This is a genomic window from Enterobacter cloacae complex sp. 277I4 (assembly GCF_050031465.1).
Taxonomy (GTDB): domain Bacteria; phylum Pseudomonadota; class Gammaproteobacteria; order Enterobacterales; family Enterobacteriaceae; genus Enterobacter; species Enterobacter cloacae.
The window spans coordinates 3,975,922-4,000,782 of sequence record NZ_JBLGWC010000001.1; the positions used below are offsets into that span (position 1 = coordinate 3,975,922).

A 24,861-nucleotide genomic window follows, 5' to 3' on the forward strand; every position below is an offset into this window, starting at 1 on the left:
TCAGGCTCCTCGTGAAATCACAATGACCACCAGCACCGCCAGCTCGATCAGCGCCAGACGGCGGAACAGCGCAGGAACGGCGGCGCTCTGCCAGCCCGGCATCCATCCCACCGGGTTCAGCCAGTGGCGCAGCTTCAGCACGGCAGCGAAGTTCTCTTTCACCGGCATGGCAAAACCGTGGGCGGTGATGACCATCGATTGTTCGTGTTCGTAGCCGCAGGCCCAGGCCGCGCCGCGCGAGCGGGAGGCGAGACGGTCGCGTTTGAAGAACAGCATCAGGACAAACGGCAGCAGCGGTGCGGCAACCAGCAGCAGCGCCATCATCGGCTGGGAGACGGTGGTATGGGCGGTGGTCAGCGGCAGTGGAATGGCGTTATCCAGCAGCGGCAGCAGCCATGGGGCGGCGACCCCGCCCGCGATGCAGCACAGCGCCAGCGCGACCACGCTGGCACACATCAGTACCGGGGCGCAGCAGGCGTTTTCCGCTTCCCGCGTGCGCGGTGCGCCAAGGAAGGTGACGCCGTAGACTTTTGCCATACACATCACCGCCAGCGCCCCGGTTATCGCCAGCCCAACCGCCAGCAGCGGGCCGAGCAGCCGGGCGATAAAGGCGTCGCTCTGACCGAGCGCGAAGAAGGACTGGTAGATCACCCACTCGCCCGCAAAGCCGTTCAGCGGCGGCAACGCGGCCATCGCCATCAGCCCGACCAGCATGGCGAGAGAAATCACCGGCATCTTTTTGCCAATGCCGCCGAGTTTTTCGATATCCCGATGACCGGTACGGAACCAGACGCTGCCCGCGCCCAGGAACAGGGTGCTTTTAAACAGGCTGTGGTTAACGAGGTGATACAGCCCCCCGATAAACCCGGCGGCAATCAGCGCCGGTTGATTGAGTGCCAGGCCGGTCACGCCTGCGCCGATGCCGAGCAGGATAATGCCGATATTTTCCAGGGTGTGGTACGCAAGCAGACGCTGAATGTTGTGCTCCATCAGCGCATACAGCCCGCCGATAAAGGCGGTAACCATACCTGCGATAAGCAGCGCGACACCCCACCACAGCGGCGGCTGGCCGCCGGTCAGGGTGATCGTCAGAACGCCGAACAGACCGACTTTCATCACCACGGTGGAAAACAGCGCGGCAGCGGGTGCAGAGGCATTCGCGTGCGCCTGCGGCACCCAGCCGTGCAGAGGGATGATCCCGGCCAGCAGGCCAAAGCCCACCACGCCCAGCAGCCAGACGTCATTTCCCAGCGGCTGACCGTTAAGCGCTGCGAAGTCGAGCGTGCCGAAACGTTGCCACACCAGCCAGCAGGCCAGCGCCAGCAGCAGCGTGCCGAGGCGACCGAGCGCAAACCACAGCTTGCCGGAGGCGCTACATCCCGTCAGGAATACACCGCAGAGCGCCATGATCTCCGCCATCACCACCAGCGCGCCGAGGTTGCTGGCAATGACGGTGCAGACCGCCGACGCCATCAGCAGGTTAACCAGCAGACCATTCGCGCGGGTGTGCTGATGGCGGTGCCAGTCAATATTGAACAGGCTGATAAACACCCCGCACAGACCAAAAGTCACCAGCCAGATGGCGTTCAGCGGCGTGAGCTGAACGGTATGACGGACGATCGGAATCATTGCTTCGGCGGTCTGGCCGCTGAGTAACACTGCCGTACCTGCTGCCAGCGTCATCAGGCTGCCCACCGCCCCGCCGATACCGGCGATCCAGCCGCTCAGGGTTTTATGGAATGACAGGAGCCACGCCAGCACAGCAGCGGCGGCAAAGTACGCCACGGCGCTGTTAATCATGAATATCGCGTTCATTTCGCCCCCTCGTTAAGCGCCTGAAGCAGAGAAAGATCGCCGACGTCGGTATTAATGGTCAGCTCGCGCTTGCGTTTGCTGGTGCGGGCAATATCGCGAATGTTGACCAGAATCAGCGCTTTGGTCGGGCAGGTGCGCACGCAGGCCGGGCCCTGCTCATCGAAGCTGCACAGGTCGCACTTCACCGCCACCGCACGCACGCCGGGCACCCAGTCAAGCAGCGTACTGACACGTGCCGGAGCCGGGGGAGCAGGTGGCGCTTTTGGGGTGTTGGCATTCGCCGGAATATGCAGCGGACGGCTGCCGGAAAATTCAATCGCACCGAACGGGCAGGCTATGCCGCACAGCTTGCAGCTCACGCACAGGCTTTCGTTCAGCTGTACCGCGCCGTCAACTCGGGTGATGGCATTCACCGGACAGACGCCCGCGCACGGCGCATCTTCACAGTGGTGGCAGAGCTGCGGGGCAGACTCTTTTTCATTACGCATGACGCGCAGGCGCGGCATGGACTGGAGCCCGTGCAGGCGGTGCGTTTCCGAACAGGCCGCCTCACAGGTTCGACAGCCAATACAGACCGTCGAGTCAGCAATTACAAAACGGTTCACCGGGTCATCCTCTGGTGATAGTCATTTTTGACGAAAAACTGTCATGTCGACACTTCTCGACACGTGATGATCAGGCCACGTCCGCTGAGGCGTGTTCATCCATCAGCTGCTTCAGGTTGACCGGAAGATCGTGCTCTACGGCGGTGTACAGACCGTTATAAACCGGCGCGATTTTTTCCAGATAGTGCTCCAGCACCTGCTGGCGATCGCGGTTGCTGACGTGACCGTCAACCATGCCGTCGGCCATCAGTTGCGCCTTCGCAATACACTGTTTTTCACCCTCTTTTGTCTCGACGTAGTACTCAATGGTGTGACTGTTGAAGGTGTCGGCCAGGGTGACGTAAATCGTGAAATGGCCGAACAAAACAAAGCGCATATCCCCCTGCGCCGCACAGCTCATAGCGTGGTGAAGACGGGCTTTGGAGAGGGTGATCCCCTGGACCAGCGAGTTGCAGTAAAGGTGCCACTGGTCCTGTAACTGCTGGTGACGCTGCGCGATGTAATCCGCTTTTTCGCTAATTTCCCAAATAGTCATAGAAGGTATCCGGTTAATGGAGATAGCGGCTGTTAAGCAGATTCCATGCCAGTTTTTAATACATTGATATTTAATGGATTTAATTCAAAACAGGCTGTCAACAAGAGGGTGTCGACGTGTCATTTCGACAGCGTTGACATCGTCACCCCCTAACCAAAACCAGGCTGGCATTGTTATTGCATTAACGGGGCAATTCATTAAGGAGGCGTTATGCACGAAATCACCCTCTGCCAGCGGGCACTGGAACTCATCGAACAGCAGGCAGTGCAAAACCACGCGACGCGCGTGACCGGCGTCTGGCTGAAGGTCGGGGCCTTTTCCTGCGTCGAAACCAGCGCCCTCACCTTCTGTTTTGAGCTGGTGTGCCGCGGCACGCTGGCGGAAGGCTGCGAACTTCATATTGAAGAGCAACAGGCGGAGTGCTGGTGCGAGCAGTGTCAGCAGTACGTCACCCTGCTGTCGTCGAAGGTCCAGCGCTGCCCACAGTGTCAGCACACCGGCCTTCGCATCGTGGCGGATGACGGGATGCAGATCCAACGCCTTGAAATCGAGAAGGAGTAAAGTATGTGTAGTACCTGCGGTTGCGCCGAAGGCAACCTGTATATCGAAGGGGATGAACACCGTCCTCACTCCGCGTTTCGCTCCGCCCCTTTTACCCCCGCACCGCGTCCGGCAGCGGCACTCACCGGGATTCGCTTTGCGCCTCAACGCTCCGATATGGGCGATCTTCATTACGGCCACGGCGAGGCGGGTACCCATGCGCCGGGCATGAGCCAGCGCCAGATGCTGAACGTGGAAATCAACGTACTCGATAAAAACAACCAGATCGCCGCCCGCAACCGCGCCCGGTTTGCCGCACGTCAACAGCTGGTGCTCAACCTCGTCTCCAGCCCCGGCTCCGGCAAAACCACGCTGCTGACGGAAACGCTCAAACGCCTGAACGAACGCGTCTCCTGCGCGGTGATCGAAGGCGATCAGCAAACGGTCAACGATGCCGCCCGTATTCGTGAAACCGGCACCCCGGCGATTCAGGTCAATACCGGTAAAGGCTGCCATCTGGATGCGCAGATGATTGCCGATGCCGCGCCGCGTCTGCCACTGGAGGATAACGGCATTCTGTTTATCGAAAACGTCGGCAATCTGGTCTGCCCGGCCAGCTTCGATCTCGGGGAGCGGCATAAAGTGGCGGTCCTCTCGGTGACCGAAGGAGAAGACAAGCCGCTCAAATATCCGCATATGTTTGCCGCCGCGTCGCTGATGCTGCTGAACAAAGTCGACCTGCTGCCGTACCTGAATTTCGACGTGGATAAATGCCTGGCTTATGCCCGTGAAGTGAACCCGGACATTGCGATCCTGCTGGTCTCCGCCACACGCGGCGACGGCATGGCGCACTGGCTAAACTGGCTGGAGAGTGAACGATGTGCATAGGCGTCCCCGGACAAATCCATTCCATTGACGGAAACCAGGCCAAAGTGGAGGTCTGCGGCATATTGCGTGACGTCGATTTAACGCTGGTGGGCAGCACCGATGAGACGGGCGTCTCGCGCCTTGGTCAGTGGGTGCTGGTACACGTGGGGTTTGCCATGAGCGTGATTAATGAAGCGGAAGCGCGCGACACGCTGGATGCCCTGCAGAATATGTTCGATGTGGAGCCGGACGTCGGCGCGCTGCTGTACGGCGAGGAACGGTAATTATGCGTTACGTTGATGAATACCGCGCACCTGAGCAGGTGATGCAGCTTATCGGTCATCTGAAAACGCGGGCCGCCCTGCTGAAACACACGACGGAAAAGCCGCTGCGGATCATGGAAGTCTGCGGCGGGCACACCCATGCCATTTTCAAATTTGGCCTCGATCAGCTGCTGCCGGACAACATAGAGTTTATCCACGGCCCGGGCTGCCCGGTTTGCGTGCTGCCCATGGGGCGCATCGACAGCTGTATCGAGATCGCCAGCCAGCCTGACGTCATTTTCTGTACCTTTGGCGACGCGATGCGCGTGCCGGGGAAAAAGGGCTCGCTGCTGCAGGCCAAAGCGCGCGGCGCGGATGTGCGCATCGTGTACTCGCCGATGGATGCCCTGAAGCTTGCAACCGATAACCCTGGCCGAAAGGTGGTATTTTTCGGGCTGGGTTTTGAGACCACCATGCCCGCTACGGCGATCACGCTGCAGCAGGCAAAACGCAGCAACGTCACCAATTTTTTCTTTTTTTGTCAGCACATTACGCTTATCCCGACGCTGCGCAGCCTGCTGGACGCCCCGGACAACGGCATTGACGCGTTCCTGGCACCGGGCCATGTCAGCATGGTGATCGGTACCGGGGCCTACGGCTTTATCGCTGACAATTACCATCGCCCGTTAGTCGTCGCTGGTTTCGAACCTCTTGATCTACTGCAAGGCGTCACCATGCTGGTTGAGCAGAAAATAGCAGCCCTGAGCGCGGTGGAAAATCAGTACCGCCGCGTGGTGCCGGATACCGGAAATGAACGGGCGCAGCAGGCGATAGCTGACGTATTTAGCGTTGAGGGCGACAGCGAGTGGCGCGGGCTGGGGTTGATTGCTGAATCCGGCGTGCGCCTGACCCCAGCCTACCGGTCGTTTGATGCAGAAACGCATTTCCGCCCACAGCCACAACAGGTTTGCGACGATCCCCAGGCTCGCTGCGGCGAGGTCCTTACCGGAAGATGTAAACCCCACCACTGCCCGTTATTTGGCAACACCTGTAACCCGCAAACGGCATTTGGCGCGCTGATGGTCTCTTCCGAAGGGGCATGTGCCGCGTGGTATCAGTACCGCAACCAGGAGAGTGAAGCATGAACACGGTTGAAATGGCGCACGGCAGCGGCGGTCTGGCGATGCAGCAGCTGATAAACCGGCTGTTTATGGAGGCCTTTGATAACCCCTGGCTCGCCGAGCAGGAAGACCAGGCCCGCATTGACCTCGCTTCCCTCACCGCCCAGGGCGACAGGCTGGCCTTCTCCACCGACAGCTATGTGATTGACCCGCTATTCTTCCCCGGCGGCGATATCGGCAAGCTGGCCGTCTGCGGTACCGCGAACGATGTCGCCGTCAGCGGTGCCATTCCGCGCTACCTCTCCTGCGGATTTATCCTTGAAGAAGGTTTGCCGATGGAGACGCTCGCGGCGGTGGTCAGCAGCATGGCGCACACCGCGCGCGAGGCAGGGATTGCTATCGTCACCGGCGATACCAAGGTGGTGCAGCGCGGCGCGGCGGATAAGCTCTTTATCAACACCGCCGGGATGGGGGCGATCCCCGCCGATATTCACTGGGGCGCGCAGCAACTGGCCGTGGGCGACGTGCTGCTGGTCAGCGGCACGCTGGGCTGTCACGGGGCGACCATCCTTAACCTGCGCGAAGGGCTGGGGCTGGACGGGGAACTGCGCAGCGACTGCGCGGTGCTCACCCCGCTTATCCAGACGCTGCGGGCGATCCCCGGCGTGAAAGCCCTGCGGGATGCCACCCGTGGCGGCGTCAATGCCGTGGTGCATGAGTTCGCGGCCTGCTGCGGCTGCGGTATTGAACTTACAGAGCGCAGCCTGCCCGTGAAGCCTGCGGTTCGCGGACTGTGCGAGCTGCTGGGTCTGGATCCGCTCAATTTTGCTAATGAAGGCAAGCTGGTGATAGGCGTTGAGCGCACCGCGGCCGAAGCCGTACTTGAACAGTTGCAGGCGCATCCGTCAGGAAAAGAGGCCGCGATAATTGGTGAGGTGGTTGAGCGCAAAGGGGTGCGCCTGGCCGGACTGTATGGCGTGAAGCGCACACTGGATCTGCCGCACGCGGAACCGTTACCCCGCATTTGCTAGAACCGCGCGAAAAGCGGTCGGCACGGAATTTATTTTTTTGCCCGTTTCTACTGGAAAGCACTATGCCGTATACACCGATGAGCGATCTCGGACAGCAGGGTCTGTTCGACATTACGCGAACACTTTTACAGCAGCCCGACCTGGGTGCGCTGAGCGATGCCCTGACGCGCCTGGTCAGGCAATCTGCACTGGCAGACAGCGCCGCCATTGTGCTCTGGCATAGCGGGAGCCATCGTGCGAGCTACTTCTCCACACGAGAAAACGGAAAAGCGTTTGAATACGAAGACGAAACGTATCTCGCTCACGGGCCGATACGCCGTATTCTTTCCCGGCCGGAAGCGCTGCACTGCAATTTTGAGGAGTTCCGTCAGGCGTGGCCGATGCTGGCCCGGGGCGCCTTATATCAGCCGTTTGGTCATTACAGCCTGCTGCCGCTGGCGGTGGAAGGCCACATTTTTGGTGGCTGCGAGTTTATCCGTAATACCGACCAGCCGTGGAGCGAGGCGGAATATGAGCGTCTGCACACCTTTACCCAGATAGTGGCCGTCGTCGCCGAACAGATCCAAAGCCGCGTCAGCAATAATGTGGATTACGACCTGCTGAGCCGTGAGCGTGATAACTTCCGCATTCTGGTGGCAATCACCAATGCCGTGCTCTCCCGTCTCGACATGGATGAGCTGGTCAGCGAAGTGTCGAAGGAGATCCATCACTACTTCAAAATTGACGCCATCAGCATTGCCTTGCGCGGCCATCGCAAGGGCAAGCTCAACATCTACTCCACGCACTATCTCGACGAAGCGAACCCGGCCCATGAGCAGAGCGAGGTGGATGAAGCGGGAACCCTTTCTGAACGGGTGTTTAAAAGTAAGGAGATCCTGCTGCTCAATCTCAGCGAGCAGGATGTGATGGCGCCTTACGAGCGAATGCTGTTTAACATCTGGGGCAACAAAATCCAGACTCTGTGCCTGCTGCCGTTGATGTCCGGTAACACCATGCTGGGCGTTCTCAAGCTGGCGCAGTGTGAGGAAGGGGTGTTCACCACCGCCAACCTGAAGCTGCTGCGTCAGATTGCCGAGCGTATCTCCATCGCGCTGGATAACGCGCTGGCGTATCAGGAGATCCACCGTCTGAAAGAACGGCTGGTGGATGAAAACCTGGCGCTGACGGAACAGCTTAACAATGTCGACAGTGAGTTTGGCGAAATCATTGGACGCAGCGACGCCATGTACAGCGTGCTCAAACAGGTGGAAATGGTCGCGCAAAGCGACAGCACAGTGCTGATCCTGGGCGAAACCGGTACGGGTAAGGAGTTGATTGCCCGCGCGATCCACAATCTCAGCAACCGCAACAGCCGCCGGATGGTGAAAATGAACTGCGCCGCCATGCCTGCGGGTCTGCTGGAAAGCGATCTCTTTGGCCATGAGCGCGGCGCGTTTACCGGTGCCAGCAGCCAGCGCCTGGGCCGTTTCGAGCTGGCGGATAAAAGCTCGCTGTTCCTCGACGAAGTGGGCGATATGCCGCTGGAGCTACAGCCTAAACTGCTGCGTGTGCTGCAGGAACAGGAGTTCGAACGTCTTGGCAGCAATAAGCTGATTCAGACCGACGTGCGGCTGATTGCCGCCACCAACCGCGATCTGAAAAAAATGGTCGCCGACCGCGAGTTTCGCAGCGACCTCTACTATCGCCTGAACGTGTTCCCGATTTGCCTGCCGCCCCTGCGCGAGCGCCCGGAAGATATCCCGCTGCTGGTCAAAGCGTTTACCGCCAAAATTGCCCGCCGGATGGGACGCAACATCGACAGCATTCCCGCCGAGACGTTACGCACCCTTTCCTCGATGGAGTGGCCCGGCAACGTGCGCGAGCTGGAAAACGTCATTGAGCGTGCGGTGCTGCTGACGCGCGGTAATGTGCTGCAACTCTCCCTGCCGGAGGTTTCTCTGCCGGACTCTCCCGCGGCCGCGACCGACGTGGCCCAGGACGGGGAAGATGAATATCAATTGATCGTCCGCGTACTGAAAGAGACCAACGGCGTGGTGGCCGGGCCGAAAGGGGCAGCCCAGCGTCTGGGGTTAAAACGCACCACCCTGCTGTCGCGCATGAAGCGCCTTGGAATAGATAAAGAGAGCCTGATTTAAGGCGCATTCCGGCGGTGCTTTCTGGCACCGCCTTTTGTCACCCTGCGTTATTGTCCCTCATTGACACACAATATTTTCCTCTGTATAAAATTCCGCCTTAATAATGAGTTTCATTTGCATCAAAAATAACTTTAATGAAGGGTAGCGTTTAATGAAGAAGGTCATCTGCGCGTTAGGCCTGGCGGTTGCGTCGGTCAGTTCTGCTCTGGCAACCACTTATCCTCTGACCATTGAAAACTGCGGTTATAAAGAGACCTTCACCAAAGCGCCGGAACGCGTCGTGGCCCTTGGTCAAAATACCGTTGAGATTTTGCTTCTGCTGGGTCTGGAAGATAAGGTGAAGGCCAGCGCCTTCTGGCCGACCAAAGTGCTGCCGCAGCTGGCGGAACAGAATGCCAAAATCAAAACGCTCACCGTCGAAATTCCTACGCTGGAATCTATCCTTGCGCAAAACCCCGATTTTGTTCCTGCACAATTGCCGCTGCTGCTCGGGCCAGAAAGTAAGGTCGCAAAACGTGAGGATCTGGCTACCGTCGGCGTGAACAGCTATTTATCACCGGGCATGTGCGCCACTAAAAAAGCCTCGGGCGATATGTACGGCAGCCGCCAGAAGCTGTGGGACATGACATACCTTTATAAAGAGATTGAAGATTTCGCCAAAATTTTCAACGTTGAAGACCGTGGTCAGGCCGTTATCGCCAGCTTCAAAAAACGTGAGGCAGACCTGCGCAAAGAATTTGGCAAAAGCAAAAAAGACCTCTCCTTTGTGTTCTGGTTCTCAAGCGCCTCCCCTTCTGCTGATGCCTACGTGGGCGGTAAAAACAGCGCCTCAGGCTTTATCGCTGACGTACTGGGTGGCCATAACGCCATCACCGCCGAGGCCGAATGGCCAACCGTGGGCTGGGAAAGCATCATTGCCGCTAACCCGGACGTGATTGTGGTCTCAAGCCTCGACCGTAACCGCTGGGCGCTGGATAACGCGGAAGCGAAAATCAAATTCCTGAAAAGCGATCCGGCCGTCAGCCAGCTTGATGCCGTCAAAAAAGGCCATATCGTGGTGATGGACGGCCAGGCAATGAACCCGACGATCCGTACCATTTATGGCGCTGAACAGGTGGGCGAACAGCTCAGAAAACTGGGGCTGAACTGATGACGGCAGCTGTACTTCAGGCCCGACAGGGCCTGTTCCTGACCACTTCCGCTCTGCTGGCTATTGTCCTGTTGTTTCTGGTGATCGCCCTTGGCGTAAGCGTCGGAGAGTTGTCGATTCCGCTGTCCAATGTCTTTTATGCTATCGGTAATAAGCTGGGGCTGACCGCGGTTCCGCTCAACCGTATCTATGAGAGCGTGATCTGGGACTTTCGCCTGAGCCGCGCCCTGGTGGCGGCCTGCTGCGGCGCGGGGCTGGCTATCTGCGGCGCGGTTTTGCAGAGCCTACTGAAAAACGCGCTGGCTGAACCTTACGTGCTCGGCGTCTCTGCGGGGGCGTCCACCGGCGCGGTTTCCGTCGTGGTGCTGGGGATGGGGACCGGCGCGGTGTCGCTCTCTGCGGGCGCGTTTGCTGGCGCATTCGCCGCCTTTGCGTTTGTCGCCTTTCTGACCAACGGCGCGCGCGGCGGCAACGAGCGCACCATTCTGGCGGGCGTTGCTGCCTCTCAGCTCTTCAACGCCATCACCGCCTATACCATCAGCACCTCTGCCAGCGCGCAGCAGGCGCGTGATGTGATGTTCTGGCTGCTGGGCAGCTTTAGCGGTGTACGCTGGCTTGAATTCCAGCTGGCACTGGTTGTGGTGCTGATTGGGTTAGCCATTTGCCTCTACTATTCCCGGGCGCTGGATGCCTTTACCTTTGGTGACGATGCCGCGGCCTCGCTGGGGATTGCCGTCCCCTGGGTGCGCCTGGCGCTCTTTACCACCACCGCATTGATCACCGCAACCATCGTCAGCATGGCGGGCTCAATCGGCTTTGTCGGGCTGGTGGTTCCGCACGTCATGCGTTTCTTGTTCGGTCCTCTGCATCGTACTCTGCTGATTGCCAGCGCACTGGCGGGGGCGATCCTGATGGTGCTGGCAGATATCGCCTCGCGCATGCTGATTGCCCCGCAAAGTCTGCCCGTCGGGGTGGTAACCGCCCTGGTTGGCGTGCCGTTCTTTGCCGTGATCATCTACCGCTCAAGGAATAAGTAATGAGTATCTGCGCTGAAAATATTACCTGGAAGGTAGGCAAAAAGGTCATCGTCAATAACGTGTCGCTCAAGGTGGCGCGCGGTGAAACGGTAGGACTGCTTGGCCCTAATGGTTGCGGTAAATCATCGCTTCTGCGCATTCTGGCTGGCCTGCGCCGCCCGGATGCGGGCTGTGTGACGCTGGACGGTCAGGACATTTCCCGCATCGCCAAAAAGCAGCTTGCGCGCCGGGTGGCCTTCGTTGAACAGCACGGCATGACCGATGCCAATATGCGCGTTCGCGATGTCGTCAAACTTGGTCGCATCCCGCATCACTCCCCGTTCTCGAACTGGAGCAAGCAGGATGACGAGACCGTTACCGCCGCCCTGCAGCGGGTGGATATGCTGGAAAAAAGCGATCAGGGCTGGCTGAGCCTCTCCGGCGGGGAGCGCCAGCGCGTGCATATCGCCAGGGCGCTGGCGCAGACGCCTACAGAAATTTTGCTGGATGAACCGACCAACCACCTGGACATTCACCATCAGATGCAGCTGATGCACCTGATAAGCGACCTGCCGGTGACCAGCATTGTGGCTATTCACGATCTCAACCATGCATCGATGTTCTGCGATTCGCTGATTGTGATGCAGCAGGGGCAAATCGTGGCCACCGGAACGCCGCAGGAGATCCTCTCTGAGACGTTGCTCTGGGACGTTTTTCGGGTCAAAACCAAAATCGAGATCTCGCCGTTCCATGGCAAAAAACACATTCATTTTATCGTTTAAGCGCCCGTAACATGATGCCCCTGCGCCCTGCCACAACGCTCTGGCCGCCCGTCTTACTGGGCAGCCAGTTTGTGTTTAACATCGGTTTTTACGCGGTCGTCCCCTTCCTGGCGATCTTTTTGCGCGACGACATGCTGCTTTCCGGCGGCCTTATCGGGCTGATTCTGGGGCTGCGTACCTTTTCGCAGCAGGGGATGTTCATCGTCGGCGGTGCGCTCTCAGACCGCTTTGGTGCCAAAATCATTATCCTCTGCGGCTGCGTCATCCGCGTTGCGGGTTATCTGCTGCTGGCATTTGGACACGCGCTCTGGCCCATCATCCTTGGCGCCTGTCTGACCGGCATTGGCGGCGCGTTGTTCTCTCCCTCCATCGAAGCGCTGCTGGCCAGGGCGGGTACGCATAGCGAGACTAAAGGTCAACGCAGCCGTGCAGAGTGGTTTGCGCTGTTTGCCGTCTGCGGTGAACTCGGCGCGGTGCTGGGCCCGGTTGTCGGGGCGTTGCTCACGGGGCTGGGGTTTCGCCAGGTGGCGCTGGCGGGTGCGGGGGTCTTCGTCGTCGCGCTGATTGTGCTCTACTTCTGCCTTCCGGCTGCGCAACACAGCAAGCAGGCTCTCAATATTGTTCCCTGGTGGACAACCTTCCGTCAGCCGCGCTTTGTCGCCTTTATCATCGCCTACAGCTCGTGGCTGTTGAGCTACAACCAGCTCTATCTGGCGCTGCCCGTGGAGATCCAGCGCGCCGGTGGTAACGAGAAAGATCTCGGCCCCCTGTTTATGCTGGCCTCTGTGCTGATCATCACCTTGCAGCTTCCGCTGGCCCGCTTTGCACGACGCGTGGGCGCGGTGAGAATCTTGCCGGTGGGCTTTTTGCTGCTCTCGGCATCCTTTGCGAGCGTGGCGGTGTTCGCCCCGACGGTGCCGCCGGAAGGCTGGCTGCGCTTGCTGCCGTCGGTATGTTTTGTGGCGCTATTAACGCTTGGGCAAATGCTGCTGGTGCCCTCGGCGAAAGATCTGGTTCCACGCTTTGCGGAGGAATCGACGCTTGGCGCGCACTACGGCGCACTCGCCACCGCTGGCGGCGTTGCGGTGCTGCTGGGGAATTTGCTGTTTGGCAGTCTGCTGGATCGCGCGCTTGTCCCTTCGCCGCAGGCGATGTTCCCCTGGCTGCTGCTGGCCCTATTCCCACTATGCAGCGCGATCGCCATGAAGATCATTTGTCGCCCTTTCACACGCTGAGACGGTTACTTTTTCGGGCGATACTTTTCCGGTAATTCCGGCACCGGACGACGATCGTCCAGCAGATGGCGTACCGTCAGGATGGGGTGACGCCACAGCATGCGGGGCCCCGCCCAGCGCATAATCTGCTTCATCTCTTCACGCCTGGCGGGCTGGTAGCAGTGTACCGGACACTGTTTACAGGCCGGTTTTTCTTCACCAAAGACGCACTTATCCAGACGCTTATCCGCATAGGTATTCAGCGCCTGATAATGTCCCTCTTCCTGAGAAGCCTCCGGGCACTGCTTTTCATACAGAGCGATCATTCTGGCGATCGTCTTTTTTTCCCGTGAAATACGTTTACCAGACATAGCGGCTCACCGACTAAAAACATGCATTAATAATACTCCTTTATCTGCCACTTTTCAGTCGTTGCATTTCGTTTTCTGAAGCCGCCTTCCACTATTAAGCCCACCCCCACCCTTATTTACTGGTATTTTATACAGGCATTAACAACACGCGTCGCTCATCGTTACGGAGGCTATATGCAAGAGATCGCCACGACCAAACACTATCGCCACTTAAAAGTCGGTTATTTCAGAAAGCGTCACGAAGATCGGAAGACCAAAATCCCGCGACGTTACAGCGTACATGCGGCGTTGAGCTTAAAAGGCGACTGGCTGGAGCAGGCAGGGTTTACTACCCACTCTCAGGTCAGGGTGGGGGTTGAACAGGGGAAAATTGTCATCGAACTACTGAAAGAAGGTCTCAGCGAGAGCAGAAGAAAATAGGACGCTTACCGACGGTAAATAGAAACCCTCTGGGCCCTTGTTTCAGAATGGTATAGTTCAGTTTATGGTTCGGATAAATAAAGAAATCAGGCAACACGTCGCCGAGTACATTATCCGGCAGGGAGTCTTCATTAACCTCATGGATCTTCACGGAGGTAAACTGGAAAGAGTCTTTGTTTTCGGTCCAGATATAAGACACATCCCGGCGGATAGAGGCTATCGCCTTCTCATTTTTAAAATATGTACCGCTTAGCGCGATGACCCCGGTCTGCTTTTGCATGGTGTACATAAAATCCAGCGTCAGGTTTGCGCGGGCATCTTCATGGTAAACAACAACAGAAACTGAACAGGCTTCCGTATTTTGTTTTTTTTCTAAGTGATAATGATAAAGCCAGGACGTCAGCGCCCCAACGGCAAACAGGACGAGACACAGGATGGCAGTAGACTTTTTAGTCACTGATTGTACCCCCTAAAATAAAGCGTAACGCATCCTGCATCTTCTTCTTGCTCATACGGTTTTCTGCAAATGAGTACAGAAAGTGCCGGAGCCGTGCTGGATGAAGAGAAGTAGGCCCAGGGGTATTTTTTACAATCGAGCCCTGTTCGCATGATAATTTGCTTATAACGCGTGAAGTTACCCCTGCTTTTAATATCATCGTTTCGTGAGAAAAAATGGCAGCCATTTTCCGTACTGCTTATGGTGTAGTCTTTAAAAAAGTCTTTTCTGGAATAGTCATGGACCGCCAGATGAAGAATAAAATAGCCCAGCCCAAAAGAGAGGGCCATAAAAAGCAGTGGAAGATAGCGACGATAGTCATGACGCGGGGTCTTATCTTTCACCTGAACGGCAGTAGTTTCCGCAATCACCTCTTTCGAGCCGGTGACAGGCTGGGCTTCTGCTATCGCGCTTTCTGATTCTGTTACGTCGTTTTCAATTCGGCTGACCTTAACTTCTTTTTTAATCTGGAACCCTTTTCTGGGTACCGTGGCAACCAGCGTGTCGTCAGTCTCTCCCGTCGTGCGCAGCCCACGCCGGATAATGGAGATATTCTGATAAAGGGTATTGGCCGGAACTAACATTCCGTCTTCACCCCAAACTTTAGTGAAGAAATCCCTTTGATTAACCACTTCCGGGGCGGACTCGAGCAGAAGAACCAGACAACGACTGGCTGGCGTGGTCAGAATGACGCTCAACTCCGGTCGGGTCATAGAGACAAGTAAGTTTTTCTCTGGACAAAATTTAATATTATCGTTAATTATCCAGAAAATATGAGACTCACTATGCAATAAACAGAATCAGAAAACTGTTGCCAGAGTTAGCAAGTATACTCTGCGAATATTCCTTGTCAAAGCAGTAAGTTATGGTGTTTGTTCATCAGTAACACCGAAATAAAAATAATGTGAGCATAATAGAATATTATCCCCACATCGAAGACAAATACGTTTCTGAAACAGAAAAAAGGATGACGTTATATTCTGACGCCTTTATTCCCGTTTACGTTTAATACGCAAGGAATATCGCGCGGTGTTCCTTTAGCGTTACCGGACCAGCGTGCCTGTCGCAATTGCGGCAAGACAGGCCCACGTCTTCAGCATCGCTGGAATCAGGTGCGCATTTTAGTCGAAAGAGCCTGCACGTCTGTTTTCCTGTCCAGCAGAGTCCGTTATCATGGTCCGTGAACGATTCATGATAAGAAACGCAGGCTGTCATGCGTTCCAATGAGAGAGTAAGAAACCTGACAATAAAAAAGACAACTCATTGAAATTGAAAAAAATGGACACGGTAACCTAATGAGTACACTTGAAAATTTTGACGCCCATACCCCAATGATGCAGCAGTACCTGAAGCTGAAAGCGCAGCATCCGGAAATTCTGCTGTTTTACCGCATGGGCGATTTTTACGAGCTGTTTTATGACGATGCTAAACGGGCATCGCAGCTGCTCGACATCTCTCTGACCAAACGTGGCGCATCGGCAGGTGAACCCATCCCGATGGCAGGCATTCCGCATCATGCGGTAGAAAACTACCTGGCCAAGCTGGTGAATCAGGGCGAGTCGGTTGCCATCTGTGAGCAGATCGGCGATCCGGCCACCTCAAAAGGCCCGGTTGAACGCAAGGTCGTGCGTATCGTCACGCCAGGCACCATTAGCGACGAAGCCCTGCTCCAGGAGCGTCAGGATAACCTGCTGGCGGCCCTGTGGCAGGACGGCAAAGGGTTTGGTTACGCCACGCTGGATATCAGCTCCGGGCGTTTTCGTCTGAGCGAGCCGGCTGACCGGGAAACCATGGCAGCCGAGCTGCAGCGCACCAACCCGGCGGAACTGCTGTATGCCGAAGATTTTGCCGAAATGGCGTTGATCGAAGGTCGTCGCGGCCTGCGCCGCCGTCCGCTGTGGGAATTTGAAATTGATACCGCTCGCCAGCAGCTCAACCTGCAGTTTGGCACCCGCGATCTGATTGGCTTTGGGGTGGAAAACGCCCCGCGCGGATTGTGCGCCGCGGGCTGCCTTTTGCAGTATGTGAAAGATACCCAGCGCACCGCCCTGCCGCATATCCGCTCTATCACCATGGAGCGCCAGCAGGACAGCATCATTATGGATGCGGCCACGCGTCGGAATCTGGAGATCACCCAGAACCTGGCGGGTGGCGTTGAGAACACGCTGGCATCCGTCCTCGATAACACCGTGACGCCGATGGGCAGCCGCATGCTGAAGCGCTGGCTGCATATGCCCGTCCGCGATACGGATACGCTCGTTTGTCGTCAGCAGACCATTGCCGCGCTGCAGGATCGCTACACCGAACTGCAGCCTGTGCTGCGTCAGGTGGGCGATCTGGAGCGTATTCTGGCTCGCCTGGCACTGCGCACGGCGCGGCCTCGCGACCTTGCACGAATGCGTCATGCCTTCCAGCAGTTGCCGGAACTGCGTGCTCAACTGAGCGACGTTGACAGCGCACCGGTTCAGAAACTGCGCGAAACCATGGGCGAGTTTGCTGAACTCCGCGATCTGCTGGAGCGCGCTATCATTGATGCGCCGCCGGTTCTGGTGCGCGACGGTGGCGTAATTGCCCCTGGCTACAACGAAGAGCTGGATGAATGGCGCGCGCTGGCTGACGGCGCAACGGATTACCTCGACAAGCTGGAGATCCGCGAGCGCGAACGTCTCGGGCTCGATACCCTGAAAGTCGGCTATAACGCAGTCCACGGTTACTATATTCAGATCAGCCGCGGGCAGAGCCATCTGGCGCCGATTCACTATGTGCGTCGCCAGACGTTGAAAAACGCTGAGCGCTACATCATTCCTGAGCTGAAAGAGTATGAGGACAAAGTTCTCACCTCGAAAGGCAAAGCGCTGGCCCTGGAAAAGCAGCTTTACGACGAGCTGTTCGACATGCTGATGCCACACCTGGCGGACCTGCAGTTAAGCGCTGGCGCGCTGGCGGAGCTGGATGTGCTGGTGAATCTGGCTGAGCGCGCTGAAACGCTGAACTATACCTGCCCGACCTTTACCGACAAGCCCGGCATTCGCATTACCGAAGGCCGCCACCCGGTGGTGGAGCAGGTACTGAACGAGCCGTTCATCGCTAACCCGCTGAGCCTGTCGCCGCAGCGAAGAATGCTGATCATTACCGGTCCGAACATGGGCGGTAAAAGTACCTATATGCGCCAGACGGCGCTTATCGCCCTGCTCGCCTACATCGGCAGCTACGTTCCGGCGCAGAAAGTTGAGATTGGCCCCATCGATCGTATCTTCACCCGCGTGGGTGCGGCGGACGATCTGGCCAGCGGCCGTTCCACCTTTATGGTCGAAATGACGGAAACCGCCAATATCCTGCACAACGCGACAGAACACAGCCTGGTGCTGATGGACGAAGTCGGACGCGGCACCTCAACCTACGACGGACTGTCGCTGGCATGGGCGTGTGCGGAAAACCTGGCGAATAAAATCAAGGCCATGACGCTGTTCGCGACGCACTACTTTGAACTGACGCAGTTGCCGGAGAAAATGGAGGGCGTGGCAAACGTCCACCTGGATGCGCTTGAGCATGGCGATACCATCGCCTTTATGCACACGGTGCAGGAGGGGGCCGCGAGCAAGAGCTATGGCCTGGCCGTCGCGGCACTGGCGGGTGTGCCTAAAGAGGTAATTAAACGCGCGCGTCAGAAACTGCGCGAGCTGGAAAGCCTGTCACCGAATGCGGCGGCCACCCAGATTGACGGTACACAGATGTCGCTGCTGGCCCCTGCGGAAGAGACGTCACCCGCCGTTGAAGCGCTGGAGAATCTCGACCCGGATTCACTGACGCCGCGTCAGGCGCTGGAGTGGATTTATCGGCTGAAAAGTCTGGTTTAGTTTTCTGCGGTCTGTTTTGTCGGGTGGCGGCTTCGCCTTACCCGACCTACAAAACCCGTAGGCCCGGTAAGCGTAGCGCCACCGGGCAAAGGACCGCACGATGTTACCGCCCGGTAAGCGCAGCGCCACCGGGCTTTTTTTTACAGCAATGGCGGAATGGTCGGCACCTGCGGCGCCTCATCAATATCCTTCTGCGTCATACGGAACGCTTCAGGGTAATGTTCGCGACTGGTACGACGCAGCGGCTCGGTATCGCGCCAGGTATACAGGCAATGCTGGCACTGATAAACCGTCCAGATCCCTTTCACCGGTGATATGGCCATCACCTCAATTTGCTCATCGGCACAACGTGGACAAATCATCTTTTCCTCCTTATTGGCGTGCTGCCAGCATCGCAGTCAGCTTTTCAGCCCAGGCTTTGGTTTCAGGTAAATCCTGCACCGGCTGGCTGTAGTGACCGCGGTTATCCGGCGCAACAGGCGTGGTGGCATCAATAATCAGCTTGTCGGTGATGCCTGCCGGGCTGGACCCAGGATCAAGCTCAAGAACCGACATGTTCGGCAGCTGCACCAGATCCCCTGCCGGGTTCACTTTCGATGACAGCGCCCACATCACCTGCGGCAGGTTGAACGGATCGACATCTTCATCCACCATAATCACCATCTTCACATAGCCCAGGCCATGCGGCGTGGTCATGGCGCGTAAACCGACCGCGCGGGCAAAACCACCGTAGCGTTTTTTGGTGGAGATGATCGCCAGCAGACCGTGGGTGTACATCGCGTTCACCGCCTGCACTTCAGGGAACTCCGCTTTCAGTTGCTGGTAAAGCGGCACACAGGTGGCTGGCCCCATCAGGTAGTCGATCTCGGTCCAGGGCATCCCGAGATAGAGGGATTCGAAAATCGGTTTAGTGCGGTACGAGACTTTATCAATACGGACCACTGTCATATTGCGTCCGCCCGAATAGTGCCCGGTAAACTCACCGAACGGCCCTTCAATTTCACGTTTACGGCCTTCAATCACCCCTTCCAGGATCACTTCAGACCCCCACGGCACATCGAAGCCGGTCAACGGCGCGGTCGCAATCGGGTACGGGCTTTCACGCAGCGCCCCGGCCATTTCATACTCGGACTGATCGTATTTCAGCGGCGTTGCGCCCATCAGGGTGATGATCGGATCGTTGCCCAACGTAATCGCAATCGGCAGGTCTTCACCACGCTCTTCGGCTTTATGCAGATGCAGGGCGATATCATGCATCGGCACCGGCTGCAGGCCGAGCTTACGTTTGCCCTTCACTTCCATGCGATAAATACCGACGTTCTGCTTGCCGAAATGGTCCGGGTCGAGCGGATCGCGCGAGACAACGCACGCTTTGTCGAGATAAAAACCGCCGTCCCCGTCGTTCAGGCGAAACAGCGGCAGGATGTCGAACAGGTTAATCTCTTCACCGTCCACCGTATTCTGCGCCCATGCGGGGTTGGCCCGGCGCTCCGGTGCGACCGGGAATTTATCCCAGCGGCGAATAAACTCATCGATCTGCTTTTTGACCGGGGTATTCGCCGGCAGCCCCATCGAAATGGCGTGGTTCTGCCAGGAGCCGATGGTGTTCATCACCACCCTGGCATCGGTAAACCCGCGAATGTTATCGAACCACAGCGCAGGCGCACCATCACCGATACGTCCCGTCGCGTTAGCGGCCGCCGCCAGATCCGGCTCCGCATTGACCTCTTCTTCAATTTTCAGCAGTTGCCCTTGCTCATCGAGCGCCTGCAGGAAGCTTCTCAAATCATCAAATGCCATCGTTATTCTCCTGTGAAAAATGTTTCGCCGCCTGCAGGCCGTTCCAGCGACGCGCCTTTTTGTGCTCCAGACCAAACTGGTCGAGTACGCGGGTCACGATATGCTGGGTGATATCATCGGCGGTTTGCGGGTGGTTGTAATACGCAGGCATGGGCGGCACCATCGCCACCCCCATGCGGGAAAGCGCGAGCATGTTCTCCAGATGAATGGTGCTGAGCGGCGTTTCACGCGGGACCAGCACCAGCTTGCGCCCCTCTTTCAGCACCACGTCTGCCGCACGGCCCACCAGCCCTTCGGCATAGCCCGCGCGGATACCCGCCAGCGTTTTCATGCTGCAGGGAATGACGATCATGCCGTCGGTACGAAACGAGCCGGAGGAGATGGTGGCAGCCTGATCGGCAGGACTGTGAATGACATCGGCCAGGGCGGCGACATCCTGCGCGGTATAGGGCGTTTCCAGCTCAATGGTGGTTTTCGCCCATTTCGACATCACCAGATGGGTTTCAACCTCTGGCATGTCCCGTAACGCCTGCAGTAAAGCCACACCCAGCGGAGCACCTGTTGCTCCCGTCATTCCCACGATCAATCTCATTCAGCACCTCAATTAATTTGTTCGTATGCGAACATAATGACTACGTTACTCCCGGTGAGCTGAGCTGACAATATTGTTCGTACACGATCACACGTAATGCTAAAAACTGCTGCGTTAAAATCGCAGGCAATAGCGGCTATCATAGGGGGGAGATTTTTTTCGTCGGAGTGTTCATGGAACTGAGACAAGAAGCGTTCCACCTGCTACGGCAGCTTTTTCAACAGCATACTGCCCACTGGCAACATGCTTTACCGGCGCTGACCAAGCCGCAATATGCGGTGATGCGATCTGTTTCTGAAAATCCGGGGATCGAGCAGGTCGCCCTGACGGAAGTCGCCGTGAGCACAAAAGCGACGCTGGCCGAAATGCTGAGCCGCATGGAATCGCGTGGGCTGGTGAAGCGCGAACACGATCCTGCGGATAAGCGCCGCCGGTTTGTCTTCCTCACGCCTGAAGGAGAAGCCCTGCTTGCAAGCTGTAAACCGGTCGGCAATGAGGTGGATGAGGCGTTTTTAGGGCGTCTCAGCCAGGACGAGCGGGAACAATTTACGGCACTGATCAAAAAGATGATGCATGACTAGTTCACCCGGGCACGCATAAAATCAATAAATGTCCGAACCTTAGCGGGCACATGCTGGGCATCTGGATAAACGGCATAGATGCCCTGCTGAGCAAACGTGTATCCCGGTAAAAGCGATACCAGCCCCCCCGAATTCAGTGCGTTTCGCACCAGCCACTCCGGCAGCAGCGCCACACCACATCCCGCATGCGCGAAAGCCATCAGCGCCTGGGCGCTATCTGCGTACAGGCGCGGGGCTTTTTTAATCTCAAAGGCAACCAGATTGCCATCTGCATCTTTCACCTGCCAGTGCAGCGGCGAAGGTAAACGCTCGTGAACGATCCACTCGGCCTGCGCCAGGTGTTCGAGAGATCCAACGGGATGGTTAGCCAGCCACCCGGGGGCGGCAACCGGCAGGATAGTAAAGTTTGAAATCAAGGCGGCGTGGTAGCGCGAATCAGCGAGTGTTCCCAGCCGGATGGCGACATCAAAGCGCTCCGAGATGAGATCGGCATGCTGAGACGACGAAACATGACGAACGCGAAGCTCCGGATGCTGATGGCTAAATTCGGCCAGCAAAGGCACAACCACCTGCGAACCGTACTCGGGCGTGGTGGTGATCCGCAATTCGCCGGTCAGGCCGGCATGGTTAGCGCGAACGTCGTCCTGCAGGCGTTCAGCCTCCTGTAAAAGCCTGACGCTTCGCTGATGAAAAAGCACGCCCGCCTCGGTTAACGTCAGGCGACGGGTGGATCGCAACAGTAGCGTGACTCCCAGCTCATCTTCCAGCTGGCGAATATTGAAGCTGACCACGGCCTTTGTCAGCCCCATCGACTCTGCGGCGGCAGTAAAACTGCCCGCATCCGCTACCGCCACAAACATCGCCGTTCGCTGGAGATTCAGCATCGTTAACCTTCAAAATTGTCAAAATAGTTTTGACAGTATATCGCGAATTGTTGCGTTTATCGGCACCGGACAAGCCGATACGATACGCCCCCTCACCGGAGGATCCACCATGACGTATCGCAGCAAAGTCGCCGTAGTCTATCTGCTGGGCTTTTTTCTTGATTTGATCAACATGTTTATTGCCAGCGTCGCCTTTCCGGCAATGGCGCAGACCTATCACGCCACGCCCTCTGCACTCGCCTGGGTCAGTAACGGATATATTGCCGGCCTGACGCTGGTGATCCCGTTCAGCAGTGCCCTGACGCGCCGCATCGGGGCAAAGCACGTCATCCTTCTCTCGCTGGTTCTCTTTAGCGTAGCCTCCACCGCGGCAGGCTTGTCTGCCACACTTGAAAGTCTGATTGCCTGGCGGGTGCTGCAGGGCGTGGGCGGTGGCTTATTGATCCCCGTAGGGCAGGCGCTGACCTGGCAACAGTTTAAAGCGCATGAACGCGCCAGGCTCTCTTCCGCCGTCATGCTGGTTGCACTGCTTGCCCCCGCATGCTCACCTGCGTTAGGGGGCGTACTGGTTCAGGCGTTAAGCTGGCGGTGGGTATTTTTTGCTACCCTCCCGGTTGCTCTCCTGACCTTTGCGTTGGCCTGTCTGTGGCTTAAGCATGAAATGCCCGCGATGAAAGCAAACCGACTGCTGAACCTGAGTTTGATCGCCGATCCGCTTCTGCGCGTTTCCATGATGGTTTATGTATGTGTCCCCGGCATGTTTATCGGAATAAACGTCACCGGCATGTTTTATCTGCAGAGCGTGGCCAACATGACGCCAGCCGCGACGGGCATGCTGATGCTGCCGTGGTCTCTGGCATCGTTTATGGCCATCACCGCAACGGGCCGTTACTTTAACCGTGTCGGCCCCCGACCTCTGTTGATCGCGGGTTGCCTGCTTCAGGCGTCAGGTATTCTGCTTTTGCTCAGCGTCAGTGCGACCACGGGCACGCTGCCAGCGATCGTTGCGTTTGCATTAATGGGCGCAGGAGGCAGTCTTTGCAGCAGTACGGCGCAGAGCAGCGCATTTCTGACAACGCGTCGGGAAGAGATGGCTGATGCCAGCGCGCTGTGGAATCTTAATCGTCAGCTGAGTTTTTTTGCGGGTGCCTTTCTGCTGGCACAGGTGCTGGATCTGGCCCAGAGGTATTTGCCCCCCGTCGCCGCGTGGCACGGGATGTTTCTGGTTGCTTCGGCCATCACCCTGGTGCCCGTCATCTCTGTATTTCGTCTTAACAACCCGCAGGTGCTTGCACAACTGCAACAGGAGAAACCATGACGCCTTTCGAACACGACATCATTGATATTCATATCGCACTGGAAAAGTGGCTGGGTGCCGGTGAAGGTCATATTGATGCCCTGCTCGCCCGTTTCCAGTCAAACTTTCTGATGGTTCCCCCGAGTGGGGCGCCTTTAAACCATGACGCCCTTGTCCGTTTTCTGCACGCCCAGCGTGGAAGCCGACCCGGCCTTAAAATCATCATTGATGAGCTAGCCACGATTCAGTCATGGGATAACGGTGCGGTGCTTCATTACCGGGAGACGCAGACCCGCCCGGACCAGCCCGTCAACGTACGCTGGTCAACCGCGGTGCTCAATCGGGATGGCGAGAATATCAGCTGGCGTCTGCTGCACGAAACGGCGCAGCCGTAAGAGATAAAAAAGGCCCGTCTCACGACGGGCCTTTTTTTGACGAAAGGTTGCTTATTCGCGGAACAGCGCTTCGATATTCAGACCTTGCCCCTGCAGAATTTCACGCAGGCGGCGCAGACCTTCAACCTGAATCTGACGAACACGTTCACGGGTCAGGCCAATTTCACGGCCGACGTCTTCCAGTGTCGCAGCTTCATACCCCAGTAAACCGAAACGACGTGCCAGCACTTCACGCTGTTTGGCGTTCAGTTCGAACAGCCATTTGACGATGCTCTGTTTCATGTCATCGTCCTGCGTGGTGTCTTCCGGGCCGTTGTCTTTTTCATCGGCCAGGATATCCAGCAGCGCTTTTTCGGAGTCGCCACCCAGCGGGGTGTCAACCGAGGTAATGCGCTCGTTGAGACGCAGCATGCGGCTTACGTCATCAACCGGTTTGTCGAGTTGCTCAGCAATCTCTTCTGCGCTTGGCTCGTGGTCCAGTTTATGGGACAACTCGCGCGCGGTACGCAGATAGACGTTCAACTCTTTGACGATGTGAATCGGCAGGCGAATCGTACGGGTTTGGTTCATAATAGCCCGTTCGATGGTCTGACGAATCCACCAGGTCGCGTAGGTGGAGAAGCGGAACCCACGTTCTGGGTCAAACTTCTCTACTGCGCGGATGAGACCTAAGTTGCCCTCTTCAATCAGATCCAGCAGAGCCAGACCACGATTACCGTAACGACGGGCAATTTTCACGACCAGACGCAAGTTACTTTCAATCATGCGACGGCGCGAGGCAACATCACCACGCAAAGCACGACGTGCGAAATAGACTTCTTCTTCGGCCGTTAACAGTGGGGAGTAACCAATCTCCCCAAGGTAAAGCTGAGTCGCGTCCAGTACACGCTGTGTGGCACCCTGCGATAACAGCTCTTCTTCAGCCAAATCGTTATCACTGGGTTCCTCTTCTACTAAGGCTTTTTCGTCAAAAGCCTCTGCTCCGTTCTCATCAAATTCCGCATCTTCATTTAAATCATGAACTTTCAGCGTATTCTGACTCATAAGGTGGCTCCTACCCGTGATCCCTGAACGAGACACCCTGGCTGGCATGC

26 protein-coding genes are annotated in these 24,861 nt (G+C 57.2%); 15 read left to right on the forward strand and 11 right to left on the reverse strand.

The annotated features are described in order from the left end of the window. The 3 genes from hycC to hycA all read right to left on the reverse strand — a co-directional run bounded on the left by hycC (window position 1) and on the right by hycA (window position 2,955). A complete protein-coding gene (hycC, locus tag ACQG19_RS19350) occupies window positions 1-1,815 on the reverse strand; it encodes a formate hydrogenlyase subunit 3 (RefSeq protein WP_222168943.1) in 1,815 nt (604 codons plus the stop codon). Next, window positions 1,812-2,420 (reverse strand): 4Fe-4S dicluster domain-containing protein, encoded by a 609-nt coding sequence (locus ACQG19_RS19355; protein WP_013098468.1) that lies wholly within the window; start codon window positions 2,418-2,420, stop codon window positions 1,812-1,814. Before ACQG19_RS19355 ends, hycC begins: the two co-directional genes overlap by 4 nt. Window positions 2,421-2,490: 70 nt before the next feature. Further along, on the reverse strand, window positions 2,491-2,955 hold the full coding sequence (gene hycA / locus ACQG19_RS19360; RefSeq protein ID WP_013098469.1) for a formate hydrogenlyase regulator HycA: 465 nt from the start codon (window positions 2,953-2,955) through the stop codon (window positions 2,491-2,493). A 210-nt stretch (window positions 2,956-3,165) separates the two neighbouring features. Here hycA and hypA point away from each other — a divergent pair, with 210 nt between their 5' ends. The 10 genes from hypA (at window position 3,166) to ACQG19_RS19410 (ending at window position 13,095) form a co-directional block, all read left to right on the forward strand. Next, window positions 3,166-3,516 carry a hydrogenase maturation nickel metallochaperone HypA gene (gene hypA, locus ACQG19_RS19365; protein ID WP_246932393.1) on the forward strand — a complete coding sequence of 117 codons (351 nt, stop codon included), beginning with the start codon at window positions 3,166-3,168 and terminating at the stop codon, window positions 3,514-3,516. Window positions 3,517-3,519: 3 nt separating this feature from the next. After that, window positions 3,520-4,383 carry a hydrogenase nickel incorporation protein HypB gene (gene hypB / locus ACQG19_RS19370; protein WP_013098472.1) on the forward strand — a complete coding sequence of 288 codons (864 nt, stop codon included), beginning with the start codon at window positions 3,520-3,522 and terminating at the stop codon, window positions 4,381-4,383. Beyond that, the gene (locus tag ACQG19_RS19375) at window positions 4,374-4,646 is read left to right on the forward strand and encodes a HypC/HybG/HupF family hydrogenase formation chaperone (RefSeq protein ID WP_020689280.1); all 273 of its coding nucleotides are present in this window, start codon (window positions 4,374-4,376) and stop codon (window positions 4,644-4,646) included. The genes hypB and ACQG19_RS19375 overlap by 10 nt, the downstream gene beginning before the upstream one ends. 2 nt (window positions 4,647-4,648) lie before the next feature. Continuing rightward, window positions 4,649-5,770 (forward strand): hydrogenase formation protein HypD, encoded by a 1,122-nt coding sequence (gene hypD / locus ACQG19_RS19380; RefSeq protein ID WP_222168942.1) that lies wholly within the window; start codon window positions 4,649-4,651, stop codon window positions 5,768-5,770. Beyond that, entirely contained in the window at window positions 5,767-6,777 is a 1,011-nt protein-coding gene (hypE, locus tag ACQG19_RS19385) for a hydrogenase expression/formation protein HypE (protein WP_048971770.1), read from the forward strand. Before hypD ends, hypE begins: the two co-directional genes overlap by 4 nt. Before the next feature lie 62 nt (window positions 6,778-6,839). Continuing rightward, on the forward strand, window positions 6,840-8,912 hold the full coding sequence (gene flhA, locus ACQG19_RS19390; RefSeq protein ID WP_222168940.1) for a formate hydrogenlyase transcriptional activator FlhA: 2,073 nt from the start codon (window positions 6,840-6,842) through the stop codon (window positions 8,910-8,912). A gap of 151 nt (window positions 8,913-9,063) precedes the next feature. Next, window positions 9,064-10,062, forward strand: coding sequence for an ABC transporter substrate-binding protein (locus tag ACQG19_RS19395; RefSeq protein WP_047352298.1), 999 nt, complete (start codon window positions 9,064-9,066; stop codon window positions 10,060-10,062). After that, window positions 10,062-11,099: a FecCD family ABC transporter permease gene (locus ACQG19_RS19400; protein ID WP_178328327.1), complete on the forward strand. Its 1,038-nt coding sequence runs from the start codon at window positions 10,062-10,064 to the stop codon at window positions 11,097-11,099. Before ACQG19_RS19395 ends, ACQG19_RS19400 begins: the two co-directional genes overlap by 1 nt. Then, entirely contained in the window at window positions 11,099-11,860 is a 762-nt protein-coding gene (locus ACQG19_RS19405) for an ABC transporter ATP-binding protein (protein WP_038984751.1), read from the forward strand. The genes ACQG19_RS19400 and ACQG19_RS19405 overlap by 1 nt, the downstream gene beginning before the upstream one ends. A gap of 14 nt (window positions 11,861-11,874) precedes the next feature. Then, window positions 11,875-13,095 (forward strand): MDR family MFS transporter, encoded by a 1,221-nt coding sequence (locus tag ACQG19_RS19410; protein WP_129253333.1) that lies wholly within the window; start codon window positions 11,875-11,877, stop codon window positions 13,093-13,095. A 5-nt stretch (window positions 13,096-13,100) separates the two neighbouring features. On the opposite strand, the gene ACQG19_RS19415 is transcribed toward ACQG19_RS19410, so the two are convergent. Beyond that, window positions 13,101-13,445, reverse strand: a complete 345-nt coding sequence (locus ACQG19_RS19415) for a nitrous oxide-stimulated promoter family protein (RefSeq protein WP_246932395.1) — start codon at window positions 13,443-13,445, stop codon at window positions 13,101-13,103. A gap of 174 nt (window positions 13,446-13,619) precedes the next feature. Between ACQG19_RS19415 and ACQG19_RS19420 the strand changes: the two genes are divergently transcribed. Further along, a complete protein-coding gene (locus ACQG19_RS19420) occupies window positions 13,620-13,865 on the forward strand; it encodes a SymE family type I addiction module toxin (RefSeq protein WP_246932397.1) in 246 nt (81 codons plus the stop codon). Here the strand turns inward: ACQG19_RS19420 and ACQG19_RS19425 are convergent. Together ACQG19_RS19425 and ACQG19_RS19430 are read right to left on the reverse strand one after the other, a co-directional pair. Then, window positions 13,843-14,322, reverse strand: coding sequence for a membrane protein (locus ACQG19_RS19425; protein ID WP_023621089.1), 480 nt, complete (start codon window positions 14,320-14,322; stop codon window positions 13,843-13,845). The two genes, ACQG19_RS19420 and ACQG19_RS19425, sit on opposite strands and share 23 nt — an antisense overlap. Beyond that, a complete protein-coding gene (locus ACQG19_RS19430) occupies window positions 14,319-15,134 on the reverse strand; it encodes a winged helix-turn-helix domain-containing protein (RefSeq protein ID WP_246932429.1) in 816 nt (271 codons plus the stop codon). Before ACQG19_RS19430 ends, ACQG19_RS19425 begins: the two co-directional genes overlap by 4 nt. A 522-nt stretch (window positions 15,135-15,656) precedes the next feature. On the opposite strand from ACQG19_RS19430, the gene mutS reads away from it, so the two are divergent. After that, window positions 15,657-18,218: a DNA mismatch repair protein MutS gene (mutS, locus tag ACQG19_RS19435; RefSeq protein WP_029883183.1), complete on the forward strand. Its 2,562-nt coding sequence runs from the start codon at window positions 15,657-15,659 to the stop codon at window positions 18,216-18,218. A 140-nt stretch (window positions 18,219-18,358) separates the two neighbouring features. On the opposite strand, the gene ACQG19_RS19440 is transcribed toward mutS, so the two are convergent. From ACQG19_RS19440 to ACQG19_RS19450, 3 genes are read right to left on the reverse strand one after another with little or no spacing between them, the layout of a single operon-like run. Continuing rightward, window positions 18,359-18,580 (reverse strand): non-oxidative hydroxyarylic acid decarboxylases subunit D, encoded by a 222-nt coding sequence (locus tag ACQG19_RS19440; protein WP_149896901.1) that lies wholly within the window; start codon window positions 18,578-18,580, stop codon window positions 18,359-18,361. A 10-nt stretch (window positions 18,581-18,590) separates the two neighbouring features. Continuing rightward, window positions 18,591-20,018 carry a non-oxidative hydroxyarylic acid decarboxylases subunit C gene (locus ACQG19_RS19445; protein WP_013098487.1) on the reverse strand — a complete coding sequence of 476 codons (1,428 nt, stop codon included), beginning with the start codon at window positions 20,016-20,018 and terminating at the stop codon, window positions 18,591-18,593. Further along, window positions 20,008-20,610: a non-oxidative hydroxyarylic acid decarboxylases subunit B gene (locus ACQG19_RS19450; protein WP_149896902.1), complete on the reverse strand. Its 603-nt coding sequence runs from the start codon at window positions 20,608-20,610 to the stop codon at window positions 20,008-20,010. Before ACQG19_RS19450 ends, ACQG19_RS19445 begins: the two co-directional genes overlap by 11 nt. Before the next feature lie 173 nt (window positions 20,611-20,783). Between ACQG19_RS19450 and ACQG19_RS19455 the strand changes: the two genes are divergently transcribed. Further along, window positions 20,784-21,191, forward strand: coding sequence for a MarR family winged helix-turn-helix transcriptional regulator (locus ACQG19_RS19455; RefSeq protein ID WP_020689291.1), 408 nt, complete (start codon window positions 20,784-20,786; stop codon window positions 21,189-21,191). Here ACQG19_RS19455 and ACQG19_RS19460 read toward each other — a convergent pair. Next, window positions 21,188-22,075: a LysR family transcriptional regulator gene (locus ACQG19_RS19460; protein WP_246932399.1), complete on the reverse strand. Its 888-nt coding sequence runs from the start codon at window positions 22,073-22,075 to the stop codon at window positions 21,188-21,190. The genes ACQG19_RS19455 and ACQG19_RS19460 overlap by 4 nt on opposite strands. 109 nt (window positions 22,076-22,184) lie before the next feature. On the opposite strand from ACQG19_RS19460, the gene ACQG19_RS19465 reads away from it, so the two are divergent. Further along, a complete protein-coding gene (locus tag ACQG19_RS19465) occupies window positions 22,185-23,393 on the forward strand; it encodes an MFS transporter (protein WP_048971758.1) in 1,209 nt (402 codons plus the stop codon). Beyond that, entirely contained in the window at window positions 23,390-23,767 is a 378-nt protein-coding gene (locus ACQG19_RS19470) for a DUF4440 domain-containing protein (protein ID WP_246932401.1), read from the forward strand. Before ACQG19_RS19465 ends, ACQG19_RS19470 begins: the two co-directional genes overlap by 4 nt. 51 nt (window positions 23,768-23,818) lie before the next feature. On the opposite strand, the gene rpoS is transcribed toward ACQG19_RS19470, so the two are convergent. Continuing rightward, entirely contained in the window at window positions 23,819-24,811 is a 993-nt protein-coding gene (gene rpoS, locus ACQG19_RS19475; RefSeq protein WP_013098493.1) for an RNA polymerase sigma factor RpoS, read from the reverse strand. Window positions 24,812-24,861 lie beyond the last annotated feature (50 nt).